The sequence below is a fragment of the Kribbella sp. NPDC005582 genome (assembly GCF_040605415.1).
Classification (GTDB): Bacteria; Actinomycetota; Actinomycetes; order Propionibacteriales; family Kribbellaceae; genus Kribbella.
The window spans coordinates 42,788-61,868 of sequence record NZ_JBEXCU010000008.1 but is presented as its reverse complement, the minus strand read 5'-3'; the positions used below and the strand labels follow the sequence as shown (position 1 = coordinate 61,868).

18 protein-coding genes are annotated in these 19,081 nt (G+C 68.4%); 9 read left to right on the top strand and 9 right to left on the bottom strand.

The window, feature by feature from the left end; all coding sequences use genetic code 11:
• Positions 1 to 189: 189 nt before the first annotated feature.
• Positions 190 to 1,299: an acyl-CoA dehydrogenase family protein gene (locus ABZS29_RS34280; RefSeq protein ID WP_355468457.1), complete on the top strand. Its 1,110-nt coding sequence runs from the start codon at positions 190 to 192 to the stop codon at positions 1,297 to 1,299.
• Positions 1,296 to 2,459, top strand: a complete 1,164-nt coding sequence (locus ABZS29_RS34275) for an acyl-CoA dehydrogenase family protein (protein WP_355468455.1) — start codon at positions 1,296 to 1,298, stop codon at positions 2,457 to 2,459. The genes ABZS29_RS34280 and ABZS29_RS34275 overlap by 4 nt, the downstream gene beginning before the upstream one ends.
• 53 nt (positions 2,460 to 2,512) lie before the next feature.
• Here ABZS29_RS34275 and ABZS29_RS34270 read toward each other — a convergent pair whose 3' ends face one another.
• Positions 2,513 to 3,424, bottom strand: coding sequence for an MBL fold metallo-hydrolase (locus tag ABZS29_RS34270; RefSeq protein ID WP_355468453.1), 912 nt, complete (start codon positions 3,422 to 3,424; stop codon positions 2,513 to 2,515).
• Between ABZS29_RS34270 and ABZS29_RS34265 the strand changes: the two genes are divergently transcribed.
• Entirely contained in the window at positions 3,423 to 4,349 is a 927-nt protein-coding gene (locus tag ABZS29_RS34265) for a LysR substrate-binding domain-containing protein (protein ID WP_355468451.1), read from the top strand. The two genes, ABZS29_RS34270 and ABZS29_RS34265, sit on opposite strands and share 2 nt — an antisense overlap.
• On the opposite strand, the gene ABZS29_RS34260 is transcribed toward ABZS29_RS34265, so the two are convergent.
• Complete coding sequence (locus ABZS29_RS34260; RefSeq protein ID WP_355468449.1) at positions 4,346 to 4,837, bottom strand: helix-turn-helix domain-containing protein; 492 nt, start codon at positions 4,835 to 4,837, stop codon at positions 4,346 to 4,348. The genes ABZS29_RS34265 and ABZS29_RS34260 overlap by 4 nt on opposite strands.
• A 77-nt stretch (positions 4,838 to 4,914) precedes the next feature.
• On the opposite strand from ABZS29_RS34260, the gene ABZS29_RS34255 reads away from it, so the two are divergent.
• Together ABZS29_RS34255 and ABZS29_RS34250 are read left to right on the top strand one after the other, a co-directional pair.
• Positions 4,915 to 5,388, top strand: coding sequence for a nuclear transport factor 2 family protein (locus ABZS29_RS34255; protein ID WP_355468447.1), 474 nt, complete (start codon positions 4,915 to 4,917; stop codon positions 5,386 to 5,388).
• 128 nt (positions 5,389 to 5,516) lie between these two features.
• A complete protein-coding gene (locus tag ABZS29_RS34250; protein WP_355468446.1) occupies positions 5,517 to 7,067 on the top strand; it encodes a molybdopterin-dependent oxidoreductase in 1,551 nt (516 codons plus the stop codon).
• Position 7,068: 1 nt separating this feature from the next.
• Here ABZS29_RS34250 and ABZS29_RS34245 read toward each other — a convergent pair whose 3' ends face one another.
• Positions 7,069 to 8,289, bottom strand: a complete 1,221-nt coding sequence (locus tag ABZS29_RS34245) for an aminotransferase class V-fold PLP-dependent enzyme (protein WP_355468444.1) — start codon at positions 8,287 to 8,289, stop codon at positions 7,069 to 7,071.
• On the opposite strand from ABZS29_RS34245, the gene ABZS29_RS34240 reads away from it, so the two are divergent.
• Entirely contained in the window at positions 8,288 to 9,655 is a 1,368-nt protein-coding gene (locus tag ABZS29_RS34240; RefSeq protein ID WP_355468442.1) for a PLP-dependent aminotransferase family protein, read from the top strand. The genes ABZS29_RS34245 and ABZS29_RS34240 overlap by 2 nt on opposite strands.
• Before the next feature lie 82 nt (positions 9,656 to 9,737).
• Entirely contained in the window at positions 9,738 to 11,012 is a 1,275-nt protein-coding gene (locus ABZS29_RS34235) for an MFS transporter (protein ID WP_355468440.1), read from the top strand.
• Positions 11,013 to 11,025: 13 nt separating this feature from the next.
• Here ABZS29_RS34235 and ABZS29_RS34230 read toward each other — a convergent pair whose 3' ends face one another.
• Genes ABZS29_RS34230 through ABZS29_RS34215 form a run of 4 tightly spaced genes read right to left on the bottom strand, consistent with a single transcriptional unit; the run spans position 11,026 to position 14,827 of the window.
• A complete protein-coding gene (locus ABZS29_RS34230) occupies positions 11,026 to 12,090 on the bottom strand; it encodes a hypothetical protein (protein WP_355468438.1) in 1,065 nt (354 codons plus the stop codon).
• The gene (locus ABZS29_RS34225) at positions 12,087 to 12,836 is read right to left on the bottom strand and encodes a hypothetical protein (protein WP_355468436.1); all 750 of its coding nucleotides are present in this window, start codon (positions 12,834 to 12,836) and stop codon (positions 12,087 to 12,089) included. Before ABZS29_RS34225 ends, ABZS29_RS34230 begins: the two co-directional genes overlap by 4 nt.
• 20 nt (positions 12,837 to 12,856) lie before the next feature.
• The gene (locus ABZS29_RS34220; protein ID WP_355468434.1) at positions 12,857 to 13,351 is read right to left on the bottom strand and encodes a SigE family RNA polymerase sigma factor; all 495 of its coding nucleotides are present in this window, start codon (positions 13,349 to 13,351) and stop codon (positions 12,857 to 12,859) included.
• Positions 13,352 to 13,399: 48 nt separating this feature from the next.
• On the bottom strand, positions 13,400 to 14,827 hold the full coding sequence (locus ABZS29_RS34215; protein ID WP_355468432.1) for a carboxylesterase family protein: 1,428 nt from the start codon (positions 14,825 to 14,827) through the stop codon (positions 13,400 to 13,402).
• 112 nt (positions 14,828 to 14,939) lie between these two features.
• Here ABZS29_RS34215 and ABZS29_RS34210 point away from each other — a divergent pair, with 112 nt between their 5' ends.
• Complete coding sequence (locus tag ABZS29_RS34210) at positions 14,940 to 16,139, top strand: hypothetical protein (protein ID WP_355468430.1); 1,200 nt, start codon at positions 14,940 to 14,942, stop codon at positions 16,137 to 16,139.
• Here the strand turns inward: ABZS29_RS34210 and ABZS29_RS34205 are convergent.
• Positions 16,136 to 16,981 carry a methyltransferase domain-containing protein gene (locus tag ABZS29_RS34205; protein ID WP_355468428.1) on the bottom strand — a complete coding sequence of 282 codons (846 nt, stop codon included), beginning with the start codon at positions 16,979 to 16,981 and terminating at the stop codon, positions 16,136 to 16,138. The two genes, ABZS29_RS34210 and ABZS29_RS34205, sit on opposite strands and share 4 nt — an antisense overlap.
• Positions 16,982 to 17,078: 97 nt before the next feature.
• Positions 17,079 to 17,837: an IclR family transcriptional regulator gene (locus ABZS29_RS34200; protein WP_355468427.1), complete on the bottom strand. Its 759-nt coding sequence runs from the start codon at positions 17,835 to 17,837 to the stop codon at positions 17,079 to 17,081.
• A gap of 69 nt (positions 17,838 to 17,906) precedes the next feature.
• Here ABZS29_RS34200 and ABZS29_RS34195 point away from each other — a divergent pair, with 69 nt between their 5' ends.
• Positions 17,907 to 19,079: an aldolase/citrate lyase family protein gene (locus ABZS29_RS34195; RefSeq protein WP_355468425.1), complete on the top strand. Its 1,173-nt coding sequence runs from the start codon at positions 17,907 to 17,909 to the stop codon at positions 19,077 to 19,079.
• Positions 19,080 to 19,081 lie beyond the last annotated feature (2 nt).

The window sequence follows — 19,081 nt, the reverse complement described above, 5'->3', positions numbered from 1 at the left end:
GGTCGGGCGGGCCGAGGCGGGGCAAGGAGGTCTGTGTCAAGGATTGTGGAGCCTTGTGAGCCAGCGCGAGGATGCGTGTCGAAATCTGCTGAGCGGTGGTTTTCTGTGATGAATCCGGAGCTTGCTGGAAATCGCGATTAAGTTCGTTCGAAACCATCCCGAGTTCCAGATGAGGGAAAGGGATTACGCATGTTTCCGACATTCCCCGGTTCCGGCGCCGACGATGCGGGCGCGGTGATCGAGCAGGTCCGGCAGCTGGCCGGACATCTCGCTCGGCCGACCGTCGCCAGTCGTGATCGGCACCGCGAGTGGGACGAGACGCTGTTCAAGGCGCTGACGGTTCCGGGCACCTTCGGTGGCGGGCTGACCGCCGTACAGACGGGTGCGTTGCTGACGGCGCTGGGGGAGGGCTCGCAGGATCCTGGGCTCGCGCTGGCTGTGGCGACGCATGCGGTGCTGGTGACGGTGCCGCTGCGGACCTTCGGTACGGACGCTCAGCGGGAGCGGTATCTGCCGCCGATCGCCGCTGGTGAGTGGCTGGGTGGCTTGTCGCTGTTGCAGACCACTGGTGGTCCGGTGACTGTGACGGCTCGGGCCGCCGGTCCGGACTGGGTCCTCTCCGGGACGCTCGACTTGGTTGCCCTGGGCCCCAAAGCACATCACTTCCTGGTGATCGCCGAGCACAGCACCGGCTCGCGGACCGCATTCCTGATCGATGCGGACACACCCGGACTGGAGGTTTCGGACACCGCGCCGGTGGCGCTCCGCACCTGTCCGTGGGGCCGACTCGTCCTCGACGATTGCGTTGTGCCTGCCGAGGCAGTCCTCGGTTCGGTCGGCAGTGCTGCCACGGAGGTTGAGCCACTCCTCGCCACGCTCGACTGGATCTTTGTCAGCGCCGCGTGGCTCGGCATCCTGCGCGCCCTGGCGACCGGCTCGCTCGCTGCTGCCCGCACGCGGGAGCTCAACGGCGCGAAGCTGCTCGACTCCCAGTCCGCTCGCTTCACGCTCGCGGACCTGAATATTCAGAACGAGCTCGTTGCGGGGCTACTCACCCAGGTCGCCGCCGAGCTCGACGAGTCCACGCCGACCGTCTATCAGGATGCCGCGTCCGCTCGCCTGTTCGCGGTGGGCGCCGTACGGGCTGTCACTGAGGCTGCCGCTGAGCTCGCGGGCCCCTTGAGTGATGACCTGGTCGAGCGTGCGTATCGCGATGCTCGCTTCTTTGTCTCGTCCGGTGGCGGCTCCGAGGTGCTGCGCCCGGTGATCGCCGCGTCGATTCTCGAGGACCGCTCATGACCACCACGTACGACGGGATCGCCGGCCGGGCCGCTCAGGTCGACGCCACCGGAACCATCCCGACCGAGAACTGGCAGGAACTCGTTGCCGGCGGCTACTTCGGCGTCTTCCATCCGCCGCACCTGGGCGGTACCGGAGGTACCGCGGCCGAGCAGGTCGCCGCCATGGAAGCGCTGGCCCGGGCCTGCTCCGGCACGTATTGGACTGCCACTGTCTCGGCGCTGTTGTGCGGCAATCTGCTGCGCACCTACGGCAATGAGAAGCACCACGACCTGGTTCGTTCGCTGGTGACCGGCGAGCGCCTAGCCGCCTTCGCGATCGTCGAGACCGCGGCTGGGAGCGACGCGTCCACCTATCAGACCCTGGTACGTCGTACTGGCGATGGTTATGTGATCAGCGGCGAGAAGTCCCGGATCACCAACGCTCCTCGCGCCGACATCGCCGTCACACTCGCCCGCCGCGAACGCGTGGACGGCGACGACGGTCCTGAGTGGTGCCTGGCTTTCGTCGAACTCGACCAGCCCGGCGTCCGTCGCTACGACATCCCGCACATGGGTCTGCGCGGCATGCCCTGGGGCGGCATCGTCTACACCGACGCCCACGTCGAGCCGGACAACGTCATCCCGGTCCCGTTCACGGAGTTGGCCGAAGGCATGACCTGGGGCTGGCTCCTGGTCTCCATCGCCGCCATCGCCACCGCCGAGTCCGCGTTGGCCGCCTCTGTCCGGCACGCCAAACAACGCGTCTCCTTCGGCCGCCCGCTAGCCCACATGGAAGGCGTCCAAGCCCAGCTCGCCGACTCCCGCGCCCAACTCGACGCCGCCCGCGTCCTCGCCATCCGAGCCGCCACCGAACGCGTCGCCGGCCACTCCGCCAAAGAGCTGATCGGCATGCTCAAGGTCTACGCCACCGAACTCGCCGTCGAGATCACCCAGCGCGCCGTCCAGATCCACGGCGCCCTGGGCGTCACCCAAGGCCACGAAGTCGAACGCCACTACCGAGACGCCCAGATGAACGTCGTCGGCGCCTTCGCCACCAACCGCCTCCGCGAACAACTCACCGAAAACCTCACCCAAACCCCCGCCACCTACCGCCCCTCCACCTGGTCCACCCCGATCAACCCGCCTCCCAGTTGGTGGATCCCCACCACCGGCTACTAGCCGCCCCACACCAGACCGGCCGGGGCCCCGCCCCGCCCCGGCCGGTCTTACAACTACGTCCGGTCCTTCGTCCCCGGGCGATACTCCGAGCAGAGGCAGCCGACTCCGCGGTCGATCCACTCCGGCAGCCGCCAGTCCGGATGCCGCTCGACCATCAGCGCCCGAACCTCCTCGGCGATGGTCTCCACCGGCAGTGCCGAGTCCCGCCGTACCCAGGTCTCGTCGCGGAGTTCGGTCAGGTAGTCGCGGACCTCAGCCAGCAGTCGCGCGTCTCCAACCCCACCATGACCCGGTACGACGATCGCCGGGCTGGCGGCCACCAACTGCTCCATGACCTTGATCCAGCGCACCCCGGAAACATCGGTGTCGTGTGGCGGGAACCACGGGAAGATCGCGAACTGCCCAGCCTCCACAAGATCCCCGGTGAACATGGCCGAAGCATCCGGAACGGTGACGACCTGGTCCCCGCGACTGTGCGCCCGCCCGGTCGGCCGCAGCTCGACCACGCGTCCACCAAGGTCGAGCGAGTAGCTGTCGTCGTACACGACATCAGGCGTCGGTAGCTCCACGCCGTCCAGTTCCCGCGCGACCGGCGTACCGAGCTGGCGGAACATCCCGAGGTAGCCAGCTCCCTTCTCGGCGAGGTCGGCGGCCTGGGCCGAGTTCACCATGTACGTCGCCTCACCCACGAAGGCTTGTGCGCCGAAAGCGTGCTCGGGGTGGAAGTGCGTCGTCGTCAGGTACAACCGGCGACCCGCGGCGTACTCGGTCGCGAACTCCAGCACCTTCGAAGCGTTGCGTGGGCCGAGCCCGGTGTCGACCACGAGCACCGCTTGCGTGCCGCCGATGATGCCGACGTTCGGGACGAGCTCGACGTCCTGGTTGGCGATCACGACGAGGTCCCGCGCGACCTCCTGGACGGCGGTGGTGTCGACGATCGGGTCGGGGAAGGGGTAGTCAGCCATGTCACGATCGTCGAGCGAGCAGCCGGAGACCGTCCAAGACTTCTTCCGCATCGCCGATACCCGCTGGGTATCATCCCAGGTCATGGACCTGCGACTGCTGCGCTACTTCGTTGCGGTCGCGGAAGAGCTTCACTTCGGGCGCGCCGCGATCCGGCTGCACATCAGCCAGCCGCCGCTGAGTCGAGCGATTCGCCAACTCGAGGCCGACCTCGGTACGACGCTCCTGAACCGCTCCGCCGCCGGAGTCTCGCTCACCCCGGCCGGCGTCACGCTGCTCACCGAGGCCCGCAACCTCCTCGAGCAGTCCGAACAGGTCCGAGCCCGCATCATCGCGTCCGCGAGTCTCACCGTCGGAATCCTTGCCGACAGCACCGATCCGGGCATCGCCCGGCTCGCCGACAGCTACCGCCGGCTGCACCCCAGTGTCGCCATCACCATCCGCGAGGCCGACCTCACCGATCCCACCTGCGGTCTCCGATCAGGCCTGGTCGACATCGCCATCACCCGTGCTCCCTTCGACCCGACCGGCCTGCACTTGCACGAACTCCGCGCCGACTCGCTCGGCGCCGTACTCCGCGCTGACGACCCGTTGGCGACGAAGGACCACCTGTCGCTCGCCGACCTGTCCGACCGCGCGTGGTTCCAGTTCCCACCTGGCACCGACGAGCGCTGGCAGTCCTTCTGGAACGGCGGCGAATCCCGCGAGGGACCGATCGTCCGAGCCGTCCAGGAATGCATCCAAGCCGTCCTCTGGAACGGCACCATCGGCCTCGCCCCGCTCGGCCACCACCTCTCCGACGAGCTCGTCGTCGTACCGGTCATCGACCTTCCGCCCAGCAAGGTCGTCGCCGCCTGGTCCGCCACCGACCCGAACCCGCTGATCCCCACCTTCGTCGAACTCGCGACAACGGCGTACGCGACCTAGGACAGCACCGTGGCGATCAGCGCGGTCCCCGGAGCGGTGCGACCGCCGGGCCCGGGCGTGGCGGTGACGTGTTCGGTGTCGAGCGGCTCACCGCATTCGGAGCAGGCGACAGTCGGCGTCGTGCGGTGGCCGCACGTCGAGTGCGTGAACTGGATGGGCGGGCCGCCGGCCGGAGTCACCCACCGGTCGCCCCAGGCGGTCAGCGCCATCAGGATCGGCAGCAGTTCACGGCCTGCCTCGGTCAGCCCGTAGCGGTGCCGCACCGGATTCTCCTGGTACGGCGTTCGCGTGATCAACCCGCCGTCGACCATCGTCTGCAGCCGGCTGGTGAGCAGGTTCCGCGAGATGCCCAGATCGGTGACGAGTTGCTCGAACCGGTCCAGCCCCAGGTAGAGATCGCGCAGGATCAGCGGCGACCACCAGTCACCCATCACCTCCAGCGACTGTGCGAGGGAGCAGTGGAACTCGGCGAACGACGTGTTGCGCATGAGCTGCATCCTAGTCAGTTGCGTTATTGAACGCACTGTCCCTAGGTTGGTGGGACACCGACTCGAGGGAGCGATCGATGTACCACCGGTTCGTAGCAGCTCAGGTCCGCAAGGCGTTCGCCGAGATCACCGCCGGCAACTGGGAGGCGATGGTCCAGGGCATGGCCCCGACCTTCACCTATCGCTTCTACGGCGATCACGCGCTGTCGGGTGAGCGTCACACCCACGAGGCGTTGCGCCGGTGGTGGGAACGAGCCTTCCGGCTGCTTCCCGAGACTCGCTTCACCGTCGACGAGATCCTCGTCGCCGGCTGGCCCTGGAACACCCGCGTGGCCACCGCGGTCACGGTCGATGTCGGTCTGGTCGACGGCACGCGGTACCACAACGTGGTCAACCAGTTCATCCGGATGCGCTGGGGCAAGATCACGGAGGTCCGGACCCTGGAGGACACCGCGGTGCTCCAGGCGGCACTGGATCGCCTGGCCGCAGCCGGCTACGCCGAGGCGCATGCCGCCCCGATCACGGATCTTGTCCCGGCTGGGCGGACCTGAGCCACTCACTAACCCTGCTGTGAGCGCGTCGGACGGCGGGTGCCGAGCGTGAACCGCATCGGCTGCGCGAGGTTGGTGAGTGGGGGCGGTCCGCCTATCCGTGCAGGCCCCGGCTCCGAAGCACCCTCATGGCGACGAGAGCAGTACGGCGGTTCGCGGGCGTGGTCGGCGGGGTTGTGGCGGCGGCCGCGGCGCTGGCGATCGGGTATCTGGTAGCGGCCGTGACGGGTGGCCCGTGGCCGGTGGATGCGGTCGGCGTGCAGGTGATCGACCTATCGCCCGGGCCCGTGAAGGACTGGGCAGTTCGCGAGCTCGGTACGGCGGATCGGCCGCTGCTGCGGGTGGGGATCTGCGCGGTGCTGGTCGTGGTTGCCGGCCTCGCGGGGCTGATCGCCAGTCGGGGTCGAGGCCGGATCGCGGTGGGGATCGCGACAGGGCTGGGCGTGGTGGGGTTGGCGTTCGCGATCTTCGCCCGGTCGGCGGCGTCCGGGGTCGTGGACCGTGTGCTGCCGTCTGTGGTGACGCTGGTGGTTGCTGTTGTCGGGATGTTCTTGGTCGCTCGGATCTTCCAGCCTGTCAAGCAACAACCTGCACCTGAGAAGGAACAGCCGGCTGGGTTCGATCGGCGTCGCTTCCTGGTGACCGTGTCGGCGCTGGCCGTGGCCGGTGCGGCCGGATGGACAGCGACGAAGGTGTTGCCGGTCCGTGCCGGCGAGGCGTTGCGGGACAAGTTCCGGGTACCGCGACCGGCCGAGCCGGCTCCCGCCGTACCGGTTGGGGCGCAGGTCGACGTACCTGGTGTGTCCAGCTTTGTGACGCCGAATCCGAAGTTCTACCGCGTCGACACCCTGCTCGAAGTCCCGCGGATCAATCCCGACGAGTGGGAGCTGCGGATCCACGGCATGGTCGACAAGGAGCTGCGCCTTTCCCTTGCTGACCTGGTGGATCGCCGCCTGATCGAGCGCGACATCACCTTGACCTGCGTGTCCAACGAGGTCGGCGGCCCGTACGTCGGCAATGCCCGCTGGATCGGCGTACCGGTCGCGGACCTGTTGGCCGAGGCCGGTGTCCGTGCCGGAGCGGACGCGGTGAAGTCGACCAGCGTGGACGGCCTCACGATCGGTACGCCGTTGGCCGCGCTGACCGACGGCCGCGACGCCATCCTCGCCGTGGCGATGAACGGCGAACCGTTGCCGTTCGAGCACGGCTTCCCGGTGCGCATGGTCGTGCCGGGACTGTACGGGTATGTCTCGGCGACCAAGTGGATCGTCGACTTCGAGGTGACGCGATTCCAGGCCTTCAGCGCCTACTGGACCGCCCGCGGCTGGTCGGTGGAAGCGCCGATCAAGACTTCCTCGCGGATCGACGTACCGAGGGGACTGGCCACGATCAAAGCCGGGCCTGCGGTCGCGGCCGGGGTCGCGTGGGCGCAGGGGCGCGGTATCCAGAAGGTCGAGGTTCGCGTCGACGACGGCGAGTGGCAGCCGGCCAAACTCGCCGCCGAGGACAGCATCGACACCTGGCGCCAATGGACCTTCCGCTGGGACGCAACCCCGGGCATGCATCGCCTCACTGTCCGGGCCACCAACGGCGCCGGTGAAGTGCAGACCGCGGACCAAGCAGCGCCGCGCCCGAACGGCTCCTCCGGACTGCACGACGTCGTCTTCACCGCCGAATAGATCAGCCGGCGGCGCGCAGTTCGGCGATGGTCGCGATGACGTGATCCACTTCGTCATCGGTGTTGTAGTAGTGCGGTGACAATCGCAAGCACCAGTTGACGTTCTTGTCGCCGAAGTCGAACTGGGCGAACCGCCGGAAGCTCAACGCCGAATTGATGCTGCGGGCATCCAATGCCGACTTGAACGCCTCCGGCTGCCAGTCGTCGACCGCGATCGTGACGAGTGCACCCAACTGCGCGCCGCGGTCGAGTGCCCGGATGCCCGGGAGCTGGTCGAGGCCGTCCCGCAGCCGGGCGGCCAACGCGGGAGTCCGCTGTGAGATCGCCTCGATGCCGACCTCACGGGCATACCGTACGGCGGCCGCGCAGCCGATGACCGTCGCGTACGGGAACTCCCACTCCTCGAACCGGGACGCCGTCCGGCTCGGCGTGTAAGCGCCCGGTGCGGTCCAGTTGGCGCCGTGCATGTCGATGAACAGCGGCTCGTTGCCTGCAGCAAGGACTCGGTCGGAGACGTACAGGAATCCGGAGCCACGTGGGCCGCGCAGGAATTTGCGGCAGGTCGCGGTCAGGAAGTCGCAACCGATCTCCGTCACGTCGAGCGGGTACTGGCCGATCGACTGGCAGGCGTCGACCAGGTACAGCAGACCCAGATCGCGGCAGTGGCGGCCGATCTCGGCGACCGGCTGGACCAGCCCGGAGTTGGTCGGGATGTGAGTGGCCGCGACCAGTCGGGGCCGGTGTTCCTTCATCAGCACCGCCATCGCCGCGACGTCGACGCCGCCCGTCGGCAGGTCGGGCGCATGCACGATCTCGACGCCGAATCGCTTGCGCAGCGACAGGAACGCGATCTGGTTGGAGATGAAGTCGTTCCGCGTGGTCAGGATGACATCACCGGCCTCGAAGGCGATCGACGAGAGTGCGGTCGCGTAGGCATGGGTCGCACTGCCGGCGAAGGCAAGGTTCTCAGGGCGGCAGCCGATCAGCGCGGCGAGCTCGGTGTAGAAGCCGCGGACCTGGTCGGCGCGGGCGGCCGCCGCCTCGTATCCACCGATGGTGGCCTCAAGCTGCAGGTGCTCGATCATCGGCGTCAGCACCTGGGTCGCGAGCAGTCCGCAGCCGGCGTTGTTGAAGTGGACGACGTGTTCGCAGCCTGGGGTGTCGGCCCGGAGGGCGGGAAGCGATTCTTCCCAGGATGCAGAAGCGCTACTATGGTTCCTCATGAACGACAGTAGCACTTCCGAGGGGCTGCTGACCGTGCTCCGCGGTCTCGTCCGCGAACTGTCGCCGGGGGACCGGTTGCCGAGCAGTCGCGAGCTGATCGACCGGCATCGCGTCGGACCAGGGACGGTCTCCCGCGCGATCGCGCAGCTCACGGCGGAGGGGGTCGTCGTCACGAGGCCCGGCAGCGGCACGTACGTCGCGCCGCGGGCGCGCCGTACTGATGCAGTGATCGACACGGGCTGGCAGACGGTCGCGCTGGCGGACCGCAGTGTCGACGCGCAGTCGTTAGCCGACTCCGCTGCGCCGGATGGGGCGATCCGGTTGGACGGTGGGTATCTCCATCGCAGCTTGCAACCGACGCGGGCACTGACCGCTGCGCTGGCCCGCGCTGCTCGGCGACCTGATGCGTGGGATCGTGCACCTGCGGTCGGTCTGAGTTCGCTCCGGACGGTCTTCGCCACGTTGGCCGACGCTGATGTCCGGGCGGACGACGTACTGATCACCGCGGGCGGGCAGAGCGGACTGTCGATCGCCTTCCGCGCGATTGCTGCGCCGGGGAGTCCGGTGCTGGTCGAGTCGCCGAGTTATCCGGGTGCGTTGGCGGCTGCGCGGGCGGCTGGGTTGAGTCCGGTGCCCGTGCCGATCGACGAGTACGGCGTTCGGCCCGACCTGCTCGCGGAGGCGTTCGCTCGGTCGGGATCACGGGTGTTCTACTGCCAACCGACGTACCAGAATCCGACCGGGACCGTGCTGAGCGACGAGCGGCGGCAGCAAGTGCTCGCGGTCGCCAGGGCGGCCGGGGCGTTTGTGATCGAGGACGACTTCGCGCGCTTCCTGCATCACGGCGGGGTGGTGCCGAGGCCGTTGCTGAGCGCGGATCGGGACGGGACGGTCGTCTATCTCACTTCGCTGACCAAGCCTGCCGCGCCGAGCCTGCGGATCGGTGCGTTGATCGCGCGTGGGCCGGTGCTCGAGAGGCTGCGAGCGATTCGGCAGGTCGACGACTTCTTCGTCGCGCGGCCGCTGCAGGAAGCGGCGTTGGAATTGCTCAGTTCGCCGAGCTGGGACAGGCATCTGCGCGGTCTCGCGGTCGCACTACGCGAGCGGTGTGGTGCGCTGGTGAATGCGCTCCCTGCCGGTTGGGAGGTGGAGCAGGTGCCGGCCGGTGGTCTGCATCTGTGGGTGCGCCTTCCGGCTGGCGCCGATGACGCGGCCGCCGCGGCCGAAGCCCGGCAGGCGGGCGTCATCGTCAGTCCAGGCGGCCGCTTCTTCGCCACCGAAAAGCCGGCCGCGTGGCTTCGCCTCAGCTTCGCCGCCACCGCGGACGTCGCAGATCTGGCCGTGGCCGCTGGGCGACTGCGCTAGCTATATCGAGACATCATGTCTCGATATCTGTTATCGTCGGTACGGCGAGGCGCGGTGCCTCGCCGAGTGGGGAGGATCTGCCATGTGCCGGGCCTGTGGCTCGAACGACCATCGGCCCGCGGCGACCCGGGCGCCACGTTTCGCCGGGCTGCGGAACCGCGACGCGCGGCCGTACCTGTTCGGCACCGGGCTGGCGATGATGGGCGACAACGTCGAACACGTCATCACGTACTGGGTGTTGTGGCGCGAGTTCCATTCACCGGCGCTGGCAGGGTTCCAGGTGATCAGTCACTGGTTGCCGTTCCTGCTGTTCTCGGTGCTGTCCGGGTCGCTGGCGGATCGGTACGACTGCCGGCGGATCATCCAGTCGGCGCAGGGCTTGTTCATGTTTGTCTCGCTGTGCTGGGGACTGCTGTTCCTGACCGATTCGCTGCAGATCTGGCATGCGTGCGTGCTGCTGGTGCTGCACGGCTGCGCCGGTGCGTTGTGGGGCCCGGCCGAGCAGATGATGTTGCACGACTTCGTCGGCCGTGATGATCTGCCGAGCGCCGTTCGTCTCAATGCGACGTTCCGGAGTCTGGGCGTTCTGTGTGGTCCGGTGGTCGGGTCGCTGCTGTTGCTTCTGCTGGGTCCGACCGGCGGCATCTTCGCCAACATCGCGATTTATTTGCCGTTGACAATCTTCTTGTTCCGCACGCGGTTCACCGGTCATCTCCGGGAAGCCGTTGCCGCCCGGCCGCGGCTCGGCCCGATCGCGGCCCTGCGTGCGGCTCGCGCCGTACCGCTCGGACCGACGGTCGGCGGCATGATCGTCCTGGCCGGCCTCGGATCCTTCTTCGTCGGCGCCTCGATCCAGACCGCGATGCCGGAGTTCGCCGAGAACCTCGGCGCCGGCTCCGCCGGTCTCACGTACGGCGCTCTCCTGTTCGCCAGCGGCTTCGGCGGCGTGGCCGGCGGCTTCGTCATCGAAGCCACCGGCTGGCTACGCCCCACCGTCCGAACCGCCGTCGTCGGCACCGTGCTCTACGGCTTCTGCATCGTCGTCTTCGCCATCACCAGCAACTACGTGCTCGCCCTGATCGTGCTGGCCGTCAGCGGCGTCGCCAACTTCGTCTCGATGTCGATCTCGCAAACCGTCGTCCAGCTCGAAGCCCCACCCGCCGACCGAGGCCGCATCATCGGCCTCTACAACACCTCGTCGGGCGGTCTCCGCATCGGCAGCGGCCTCACGGTCGGCCTCACCGGCGCCGCCATCGGCCTCAAGAACTCCCTGGCCCTCAGCGCCGCCGTACTGGCCCTCGCCGCCCTGACCACCGGCGCCTACGCCAGCCGCCCCGCGAAGTCGCGGGTCGACTGAACGCAGTGTGCCGCTACTTCGTGTGGGCGGCCAGGGCGGTGGAGTCGCTGGTGGCCTGGCGGTGGAAGCCGACGGTCCAGAGGCGGGTGCCCACTGCTTCGACGCCGCTCAGGGTGCCGATTTTCGCGGCCGGGCTGGTGGTTTCGACGAACTTGCCGTTCTGCAGCGTCAGGACGAACGGGTGCTCGGTGATGAGGTCGCCCGAGGTCGTAAACTTCTCGCCGACTGCAACAGGCTTCTTGTTGAAGAGCGCGATGTCGTAGAGCTGCGAGAAGATCTGCGGCGTCGCCACCTGCTTCCACGCCTTGCCGTCGTAGTGCAGCACCAACGGCCGCTCACCCTTCGACGTGTGCGCGACTCCGGACGCCCAGATGTCCTTCGGCCCGGCCGCGACCAGGTTCGTGGGGATCTGCGATCCATCAGCCGGTACGTCGGTCGCCAGCGTCCAGGTCTTCCCGTCGAAGTGCGCCATCCCGCCGTTCAACCCCACCCAGGCGTCAGTCGCGGAGAGCACGGTCAGCGTATTGCCGTTGATCGACTGCTCCAGACCGGCGGTCAGCGGCTGCCACGCACCTTTGGCGTACCGATAGACAACGGCGTGCTCCGACCCAGCGACGTCAGCCCAACCCGAGACCCACGGTGTTCCGTCCGGTGCGATCGTCACGTCGCTGAAGGACCCGGTCGGCACCGCCGGTCCTGGGACGACCTTCCACGCCGTACCGGTCCAGCGCATCGCCAGCGGCTTGTTCTGCGCGCGATCCTCGCCGACCGCCCACACCTCGTTGCCATTGGCAACAGCGACACTGTTGAGCGTCGCGTTCGTCCGCACCGGCTGCGGCGTCTCGACCCAGCGCGTGCCGCTCCACCGGAAGGCCAGCGGACGCGAGTCGCTGAACGAATCGATCAGATCGCTACCCACAGCCCAGGTCTCGCCGCCCTTCGAGTCGATGTCATCCAATGTCGACGGCGTGGTCTTGGTGGGCGTCACGGTCCAGGACAGCGCGGCCTGGGCGGTCAGCGACGGCGCCATCAGTACGCCGGTCAGTGCGGCAATCAGGACGGTCTTGCGAAGAATCATCGGTTCAGGTTCTTTCCGTAGTTGGCGGCCGGGAAGTTCCAGGACTGGCTGTCGGCCATGGTCACCAGCTGGTCGATGGTCAAAGGCGGTTCCGCCCGGACGGCCGTCACGCCGTGGTCGGCGCTCAGGGCGTTCGTGCTGCCCAGGTAGATCCCGCGCCGATCGGGGTACTCGACGATGACGGAGTTGATCAGCACGCCGCCGTCGTCCTTGGCCTGGTAGGACCGCAGGAACGATCCGTCACGGCGCTTGCGGCAGTGCTGGGTGGACGGCTGGTCCGCGCAGTTGGGGTCGTACTTCACCGTCTGGACACTGACTTCGAGCCACGACTTTCCGCGGCCGTCGTCGACGAAGAGTCCGGCCGCGATGAAGTCGTCGCCCCACAACTTCTCGCCGCCGGCCGGCTTCACCCCGGTCGGCAGTTGCGCCTTGAGCATCCTCAACGTCCCGGCCGGCGTAGCGGGACTCGGCTTTTGGGGCCGAGGCTTTGGGGTCGGTGTGGGTGTGCTGAAGCCGGCAACCGGCGGCGGCACGGCCCGCGAGCCGACGGTCCCCTGCAAGGCGGTCACACCGGCGACGGTCATCGCCACCGCCGCCGCGGCCGCCACGCTTCCCAGCACCCGCCGGCGCCGCCGCAGTACGACGCCGCGCCGCATCCCGCGCTCGACCAGATCGGGGTAGCGCGGTTCGAGCGTCTCGGTGGCTCGCCGCATCAGGTGCGGCAGCCGGTCGTCGGATGTGTCCACGGGGTCGTTCTCCTGATTCGTCACTGTGCGATGAAGCTGTCGTCGCCGAGGACCGCCCGCACCCGGACCAGCGCCCGAGCCGTGCGGTTCTTGATCGCCCCGGCGCTCTTGCCGAGATCGCGGGCCACCTGTTCGACACTGCGATCTTCGAAGAACCGCAGCACCAGCACCGCCCGATCCAGCGCCGGCAATCCGGCCAGCGCCTGCGACAACAAGAGCCGCAACTCGTGATCGTCATCCGATAACGACTGCTCCGGTACGACGTCCGTCGGCTGCTCGTGCCAGCTCCGCCTGCGTCGTTGCGAGATGAACGTCCGGGTCAGCACCGTTTGCGCATAAGCGGCCGGCTTCTCCATCCGCCGTACGCGTCCCCAGACGCCGAAGAGCTTCCCGAGCGTCTCCTGCACGAGATCGTCCGCGTGGAAGGAGTCCGCTGTCAGCAACCACGCGGTCCGGTACAACTGCTGCGTGTTCGCCCGCGCGAACGCCTCGAAGTCGGCCTCGGTGGAGCTCATCCCCGTCACATCCCTACCAACGCATCGAGACACCCATCGCGTCACACCTCACCGAAACTGCAGGGCGTCGAACGTGTGGTTCTGCCAGAGCAGCCGGGAGGCCTCTTCCGGGTAGACGTCGACTGTGGACGGGAAGTTGAAGACCTGAGTGAGCCGCTGAGCGTCGTACGGCGGCCAGCCGGGGTCGCCGTGGGTGGCGAAGTCGACCCATGCTTTGCGCATCTGAGTCGACAGCGCCGCTGCTTCTTGGGGATCGCCGAGCAGTGTGGCGGGCTGGCTGTTGGCGAGGTTGCCGAAGACGAGCGGGAGGTCCAAGCCGTGGCAAGCGCCGAGAGGCCCGGCCCAGGTCAGTTCGTAGAGATGGGCGCGGCCGCCGCCGGTGATTTGTGCCTCGGCAAGGTGCAGGCTCGGCATCCGGAACAGCCAGTCCCCGTTGACGATTTCGTACAGCTCCTCGTCGGTCGCCTGCGGGAACGCTTCGCGGTAGCGCTTGCTCGGGGCAAGCATCTGCAGAGCGGTCGCGGTCTGCTCGGGGGTGACCTGGCCGAGTACGCCGTCGATCAGGCTGAACAACCGATGTTCGTCGCGGGTGTGCCCGACCAGCAGGTCGATCCCGCGGGCAGCGCCATTGGCCAGCGCCTGCCAGGGAGTTGTCGGCAGAATGTCGCCGTCGACCACCGGCGCGAACGGGATCGGCCGGTGCGAGATCGGGCCCCAACGCTCCTTCATCTGGCCCGCGACGGCGTCACCGGCCAACGTCAGGAGAGCTGGTTCGACCGTTCTGAGGTCCTGTGGCGCGATTCCCAGCTCGGCGGCGCAGGCCGCGGTGATCTCAGCGGCCAGCTCAGGAGCAAAGAAGGTCCCCGGCATGCTCTGCACGATCGCCCGCCGGAACAGCCCGACCGCGCGAGGCATGGCCAGCAGCGCAGCAACCGACCCGCCACCCGCCGACTGTCCAAAGACCGTCACACGGTCCGGATCGCCACCGAAGGCCCCGATGTTCTTCCGCACCCACTGCAGCGCCGCAACCTGATCGAGCAATCCCCGATTCGCCGGCACGCCGTCGAGCTGTGCGAACCCCTCAACACCAAGCCGGTAGTTGACCGTCACGACCACGACCCCACTCGCCGCCAGCCGCGCCCCGTCGAACTCCGGCAGGCTCGCGTCGCCGGCCAGGTACCCACCGCCCGGAATCCACACCATCACCGGCAGCCCAGTCGCGTCCGGCGTCCAGACGTTGAGCGTCAGCCAGTCGTCACCGGCGTCGGTTGTTGATCCGCCCAGTAGGCCGGACTGCGGTGGCGGTGGGCCGAACGCGATCGCCGGCCGTACGCCGTCCCACGGGCGCACCGGGCGCGGTTCGGCGAACCGCCGCTCGCCGACCGGAGGTTCGGCGTACGGAATGCCACGGAAGACCGTGCAGCCCGCCTCCCTCACCCCGCGCAGGACACCGACCGTCGTACGGACTTCAGTCATCAGGTCCCCCTCTCGAGCGACGATCCCAGTGGGTCGGCTGGTCGGCAATCCATTTACGGCGTGACATGCTCCGCCTCGCCGGAGAACCTGCCCGCGGATACCGTCGGTGCTTGTGAGCTTCTCGTCGCGGGGTCCCGAGAGTGGCCCGCACGGCCCAGGCGAGTCTGCGCGGCAGCAGGCCGCCCGGCAGGAGATCGTGAGGCAGGCGGAGGCGAAGGTTGCCGCGGCGAAGCGGGCAGCGGCAGCCGCCGAGCGCGCAGCCGAGGGGCAGGCGCGGCGGGCGGCACAGTCCGCAGCGCCGAAGTCGTCGAAGTCGTCAAAGTCGTCAAAGTCCAAGAAGGGGCGTAAGGCGAGGGGCCGCCCGGCTGGTTCCCGGCGGGAACAGCCTCCGACGAACGTGTCGGCGTACAGCCAACCGAAAGCCCCCACCGGCCCACCCAGCCTGAACCGCCTGGTCGGCGACGACCAGCGCCGCATCGCCGCGCTGCAAGCCAACCAGCCCGCCGCCGCGGCCGCCGCGCTTCGCGATGTCGTCGCCGACCTCGACGCCATGCTCGTCACGACTGCCAATTACGTGCGCAAGGTCGGAACCCGCCGCTCGCGCCAGAGTTTCCAGCAGGCGATCCCGGAACTCGTCACCGTCTCCGAGCTCAGGGCGCTGCCCTTCGACGAGGTCGCGGAGATCCTCGGTCTGCCGACTCCGGTCATGGACGATCTCTTCGACCGCCTGGTCCGAAAGGGCGGCTTCGTCCGCACCGATCGCGACCTGATGCTCCGCGAGATCCGCGCACTGCGTCAGCAGCTCCAGAGAGCTTCCGTCACTCGCGATCACGGCCTCCTCGACCGGCTGATGGGTTTCGTCCTCCGGATCGCCCAAGTGATCGGCCTCGCCGCCGCGGCGGCACCCGTCGGTGCGGTCGTGGTCGGCGAGCCCGCGGTTGCGGAGGCGATCATGGCCGGGGTGACCGCGCTGGTTGCGCTGGCGTTCCAGCAAGTCGCCACCTACCTCAGCCAGCAGCGCGCACATGACAAGCACGCGGCCACCAAGGCCCACGCCGACCTCCTGGCTGAGCTCGCCAAGGCCGGTCGCCTGGCCACGCCGCCGGCGTACGAGGGTGAACCCGCGGTCCTTCGCTTCCGCCTCGAGGTCCGCTGCGCCCGCGCCCGGATCGCGTCCCTCCCGCTGGCCTGGCCGGAGAAGGCGCAGTACTGGCAGGAGTTGGACGACCTGCTGCTCGCACTCAAGCACAACGAGTACGAAACCCTGGACCTCGTCCAGCGTCGTCTCGAAATCCTCCCGCCGCCGCCCTAGCTGCGGAGGGCGGCCCAGATTGTGCGCTCGGTGCGTACAGCGAGGTCGTCGCGGCGCAGGATGCTGAGCGGGCTGGATGGGTCGAGCAGTTGGTCCAGGGCTGCGAGGTCCTCGGCCGGGAGGTCGTCGGTGACGGAGTCGCGTAGGCGGCGGAGGCCGGTGAGGGCGTAGCGGCCGACGAGTTCTGAGTTGGTCGGTTTGATGTCGACGTCGAGGGTTCGCTCGCCTTCGAGCTGGAATCCGGCAGCTGTGAGCAGCGCGCCCCAGTCGGCGCCTCGGTGCGGCATGTGCTCGGCGGTACGGCGGTCGCTCGCCTCGTGCAGGCGCCTCTCGAGATCGTCGTCCGGCAGGAACCGTGGGAAGCCGGCAAGCTCCACAACGGCGAACAGCCCGCCGGGCGCGAGGACGTCGTACACCTGCTGGAGGGTGCGAACGGGATCGGCCATGTGGTGCAGGGATGCAGAGGCCCAGACGAGGTCGGGCTTGCCGAGGTCCGGCCAGTTCGCGTCGAGGTCGGCTTCGACGACGTGGATGCGCTCGGTCAGCCCGGAGTCGACGGCCTTCTGGCGGAGCCGTTGCAGATGCTCGGACGAGGAGTCGACGGCGGTGACGTGAGCGTCGGGGAAGCGGGCGAGGAGCGCGAAGGTGCCCGTGCCGGTTCCGCAGCCGAGATCAACGATCTGCCGCGGGCTCGTTGTCAGCGGCAACCACTCGATGATCGAGGCCGTGTGCTCGGCAAGAACCTCCGCATCAAGGTCAAGAATCTCCGCCTGACCGCCCCCGCCGTGCCCATGTCCGTGCCCGTGTGCTTGATCCCGACCGTGCTCGTGTGAGTGCGCCATACCGCCACGGTATGCCGGACCTGCGTCCAACGCACGGCATCTTGCGCATTTGGCAACGAGATCGGATTTCTAGCGTCCTGCCGCGCAACGAGAACGATCAGCGGAGGTCGTCGGACAGGGCCTTGGCGGCCTGCGTCAGCAGGGGAACGGCTCGGTCGACGAGCGCCTCGGTCATCCGCGGTGCCGGGCCGGAGACTGAGATGGCGAGCGGCGTCGGAGCATCCGGGACCGCGACGGCCACGCAGCGGACACCTAGCTCCTGCTCACCTTCGTCGGTGGCGAAACCGGATCGGGCGGCCTCGTGCAGCTGGGTTGCGAACGCGTCCGGCGTACTGATCGTGTTCTCGGTGTGCTGCGGCATGCCGGTCCGACCAAGCAGCTCGCGGACCGCCGTCTCGGGGTACTGCGCGAGGATCGCCTTGCCGACCGCGGTGCAGTGCGGCAGAACGCGCCGGCCGACCTCGGTGAACATTCGCATCGAGTGCCGTGACGGAACCTGTGCCAGATACACAATCTGGTCCCCGTCGAGCATCGCCATGTTGGCGGACTCGCCGAGCTCGTCGACCAGCCGCGCCAAATGCGGCCGGGCGAAGACGCTCAGCATGGTCGACGAGCTCTCGCCGAGCCGGATCAGCTTGGGACCCAGCACGTACTGCCGGGACGGCTCTTGACGGACGTAACCGAGGTCGACCAGGGTGCGAACCAGGCGGTGGATCGTCGGCAGCGGGAGGCCGGAGGCCGTGGCCAGCTGGGACAGGCCCATCATCCCGCCGGCGTCGGCCATCGTCTCGAGCAGGCCGAACGCACGCTCGATCGACTGCACACTGCCACTGCGGGGCTTGCTGGTCTCAGTCATCGGTCACCCTTTCGTATCCGCAGAGTAGATATTAGTCTCCGCAATACGGAAAACGAAGGAGGCGAGCCGATGAGGCTGGAAGAGCTTGGTGCCGAACTGGATCGGCGGCTGGAGGCGGCTGATGCGGCCCTCGCGGCCGACTATCCCGGCGATCGCGGCGTGCGGCAGCCGGTCCACACCGTCTACATCCCGGCCGACCGGTACGACGATCGCACGGTCGCCGACTGGGGTGCACAGGCCCGTACGGCGCTCGCCGGCCACGACCTGGCCGCCGTACTGGGGGTGCCTGCTGACGTCTACGACCGGATGTCGGCCAAGCTCGAGCGCGAGCCGATCGAGGACCTCCGGATCGACTTCGAGGACGGGTACGGCGATCGGCCGGACGCGGAGGAGGATGCGGCGGCAGTCGCGGCGGCGCGGGTTGCGAGGCAGACGCCGTACTACGGGCTGCGGGTGAAGTCGCTGGAGGCGCCGACCCGGCGGCGGGCGATCCGGACGCTGGATCTCTTCGTCCGCGAGGGCGGTGTCGGCGAGGGCTTCGTCGTGACCCTGCCGAAGGTGACGTCGGTCGAGCAGGTCGAAGCGTTCAGGTATGTGCTGGAGACGCTGGAAGAGACCTATCGCCTGCCGGAGTTGAAGTTCGAGATCCAGGTTGAGACGCCGCAGGCGATCCTCGGCGCGGACGGGACCGCGTTGATCGCGCGAATGCTCAAGGCCGGCGGTTCTCGCGTCACCGGATTGCACTACGGCACCTACGACTACAGCGCTTCGCTCGGCGTCGCGGCGGCGTACCAGAGCATGGAGCATCCCGTCGCCGACCACGCCAAGGACGTGATGCAGCTGGCCACGGCCGGTACCGGCGTCTTCGTGTCGGACGGCTCGACCAATGTGCTTCCGGTCGGCGACGGGGTGCAGGCGGCGTGGCAGTTGCACTTCCGGCTGGTACGGCGTTCGCTTGCCCGCGGCATCTATCAGGGCTGGGACATGCATCCCGCTCAACTGCCGACGCGGTTCCTGGCGACGTACCTGTTCTATCGCGAGGGATTCGACCAGGCTGCGGCCAGATTGCGCGCGTACCTCGGGCACGGGGAGTCGGGCTATCTCGACGAGCCGGCGACGGCCACTGCTCTGGCTGCGTTCGTCCTGCGCGGTCTCGATTGCGGCGCGATCGACGAGGCCGAGATCGACCAACTGATCGGTGTCGACCTGGGAGAGCTCGCCAAATTGGCTCGCCGAGCTTAGCC

Excerpts from the sequence above, each read along its gene's own strand:
- ABZS29_RS34230 (WP_355468438.1), bottom strand. The coding sequence starts at position 12,090 with ATGATTCTTCGCAAGACCGTCCTGATTGCCGCACTGACCGGCGTACTG.
- ABZS29_RS34245 (WP_355468444.1), bottom strand. The coding sequence starts at position 8,289 with ATGAGGAACCATAGTAGCGCTTCTGCATCCTGGGAAGAATCGCTTCCC.
- ABZS29_RS34260 (WP_355468449.1), bottom strand. The coding sequence starts at position 4,837 with ATGCGCAACACGTCGTTCGCCGAGTTCCACTGCTCCCTCGCACAGTCG.
- ABZS29_RS34265 (WP_355468451.1), top strand. The coding sequence starts at position 3,423 with ATGTCACGATCGTCGAGCGAGCAGCCGGAGACCGTCCAAGACTTCTTC.
- ABZS29_RS34235 (WP_355468440.1), top strand. The coding sequence starts at position 9,738 with ATGTGCCGGGCCTGTGGCTCGAACGACCATCGGCCCGCGGCGACCCGG.
- ABZS29_RS34275 (WP_355468455.1), top strand. The coding sequence starts at position 1,296 with ATGACCACCACGTACGACGGGATCGCCGGCCGGGCCGCTCAGGTCGAC.
- ABZS29_RS34240 (WP_355468442.1), top strand. The coding sequence starts at position 8,288 with ATGAACGACAGTAGCACTTCCGAGGGGCTGCTGACCGTGCTCCGCGGT.
- ABZS29_RS34200 (WP_355468427.1), bottom strand. The coding sequence starts at position 17,837 with ATGACTGAGACCAGCAAGCCCCGCAGTGGCAGTGTGCAGTCGATCGAG.
- ABZS29_RS34255 (WP_355468447.1), top strand. The coding sequence starts at position 4,915 with ATGTACCACCGGTTCGTAGCAGCTCAGGTCCGCAAGGCGTTCGCCGAG.
- ABZS29_RS34270 (WP_355468453.1), bottom strand. The coding sequence starts at position 3,424 with ATGGCTGACTACCCCTTCCCCGACCCGATCGTCGACACCACCGCCGTC.
- ABZS29_RS34215 (WP_355468432.1), bottom strand. The coding sequence starts at position 14,827 with ATGACTGAAGTCCGTACGACGGTCGGTGTCCTGCGCGGGGTGAGGGAG.
- ABZS29_RS34280 (WP_355468457.1), top strand. The coding sequence starts at position 190 with ATGTTTCCGACATTCCCCGGTTCCGGCGCCGACGATGCGGGCGCGGTG.
- ABZS29_RS34250 (WP_355468446.1), top strand. The coding sequence starts at position 5,517 with ATGGCGACGAGAGCAGTACGGCGGTTCGCGGGCGTGGTCGGCGGGGTT.
- ABZS29_RS34220 (WP_355468434.1), bottom strand. The coding sequence starts at position 13,351 with ATGAGCTCCACCGAGGCCGACTTCGAGGCGTTCGCGCGGGCGAACACG.
- ABZS29_RS34205 (WP_355468428.1), bottom strand. The coding sequence starts at position 16,981 with ATGGCGCACTCACACGAGCACGGTCGGGATCAAGCACACGGGCACGGA.
- ABZS29_RS34195 (WP_355468425.1), top strand. The coding sequence starts at position 17,907 with ATGAGGCTGGAAGAGCTTGGTGCCGAACTGGATCGGCGGCTGGAGGCG.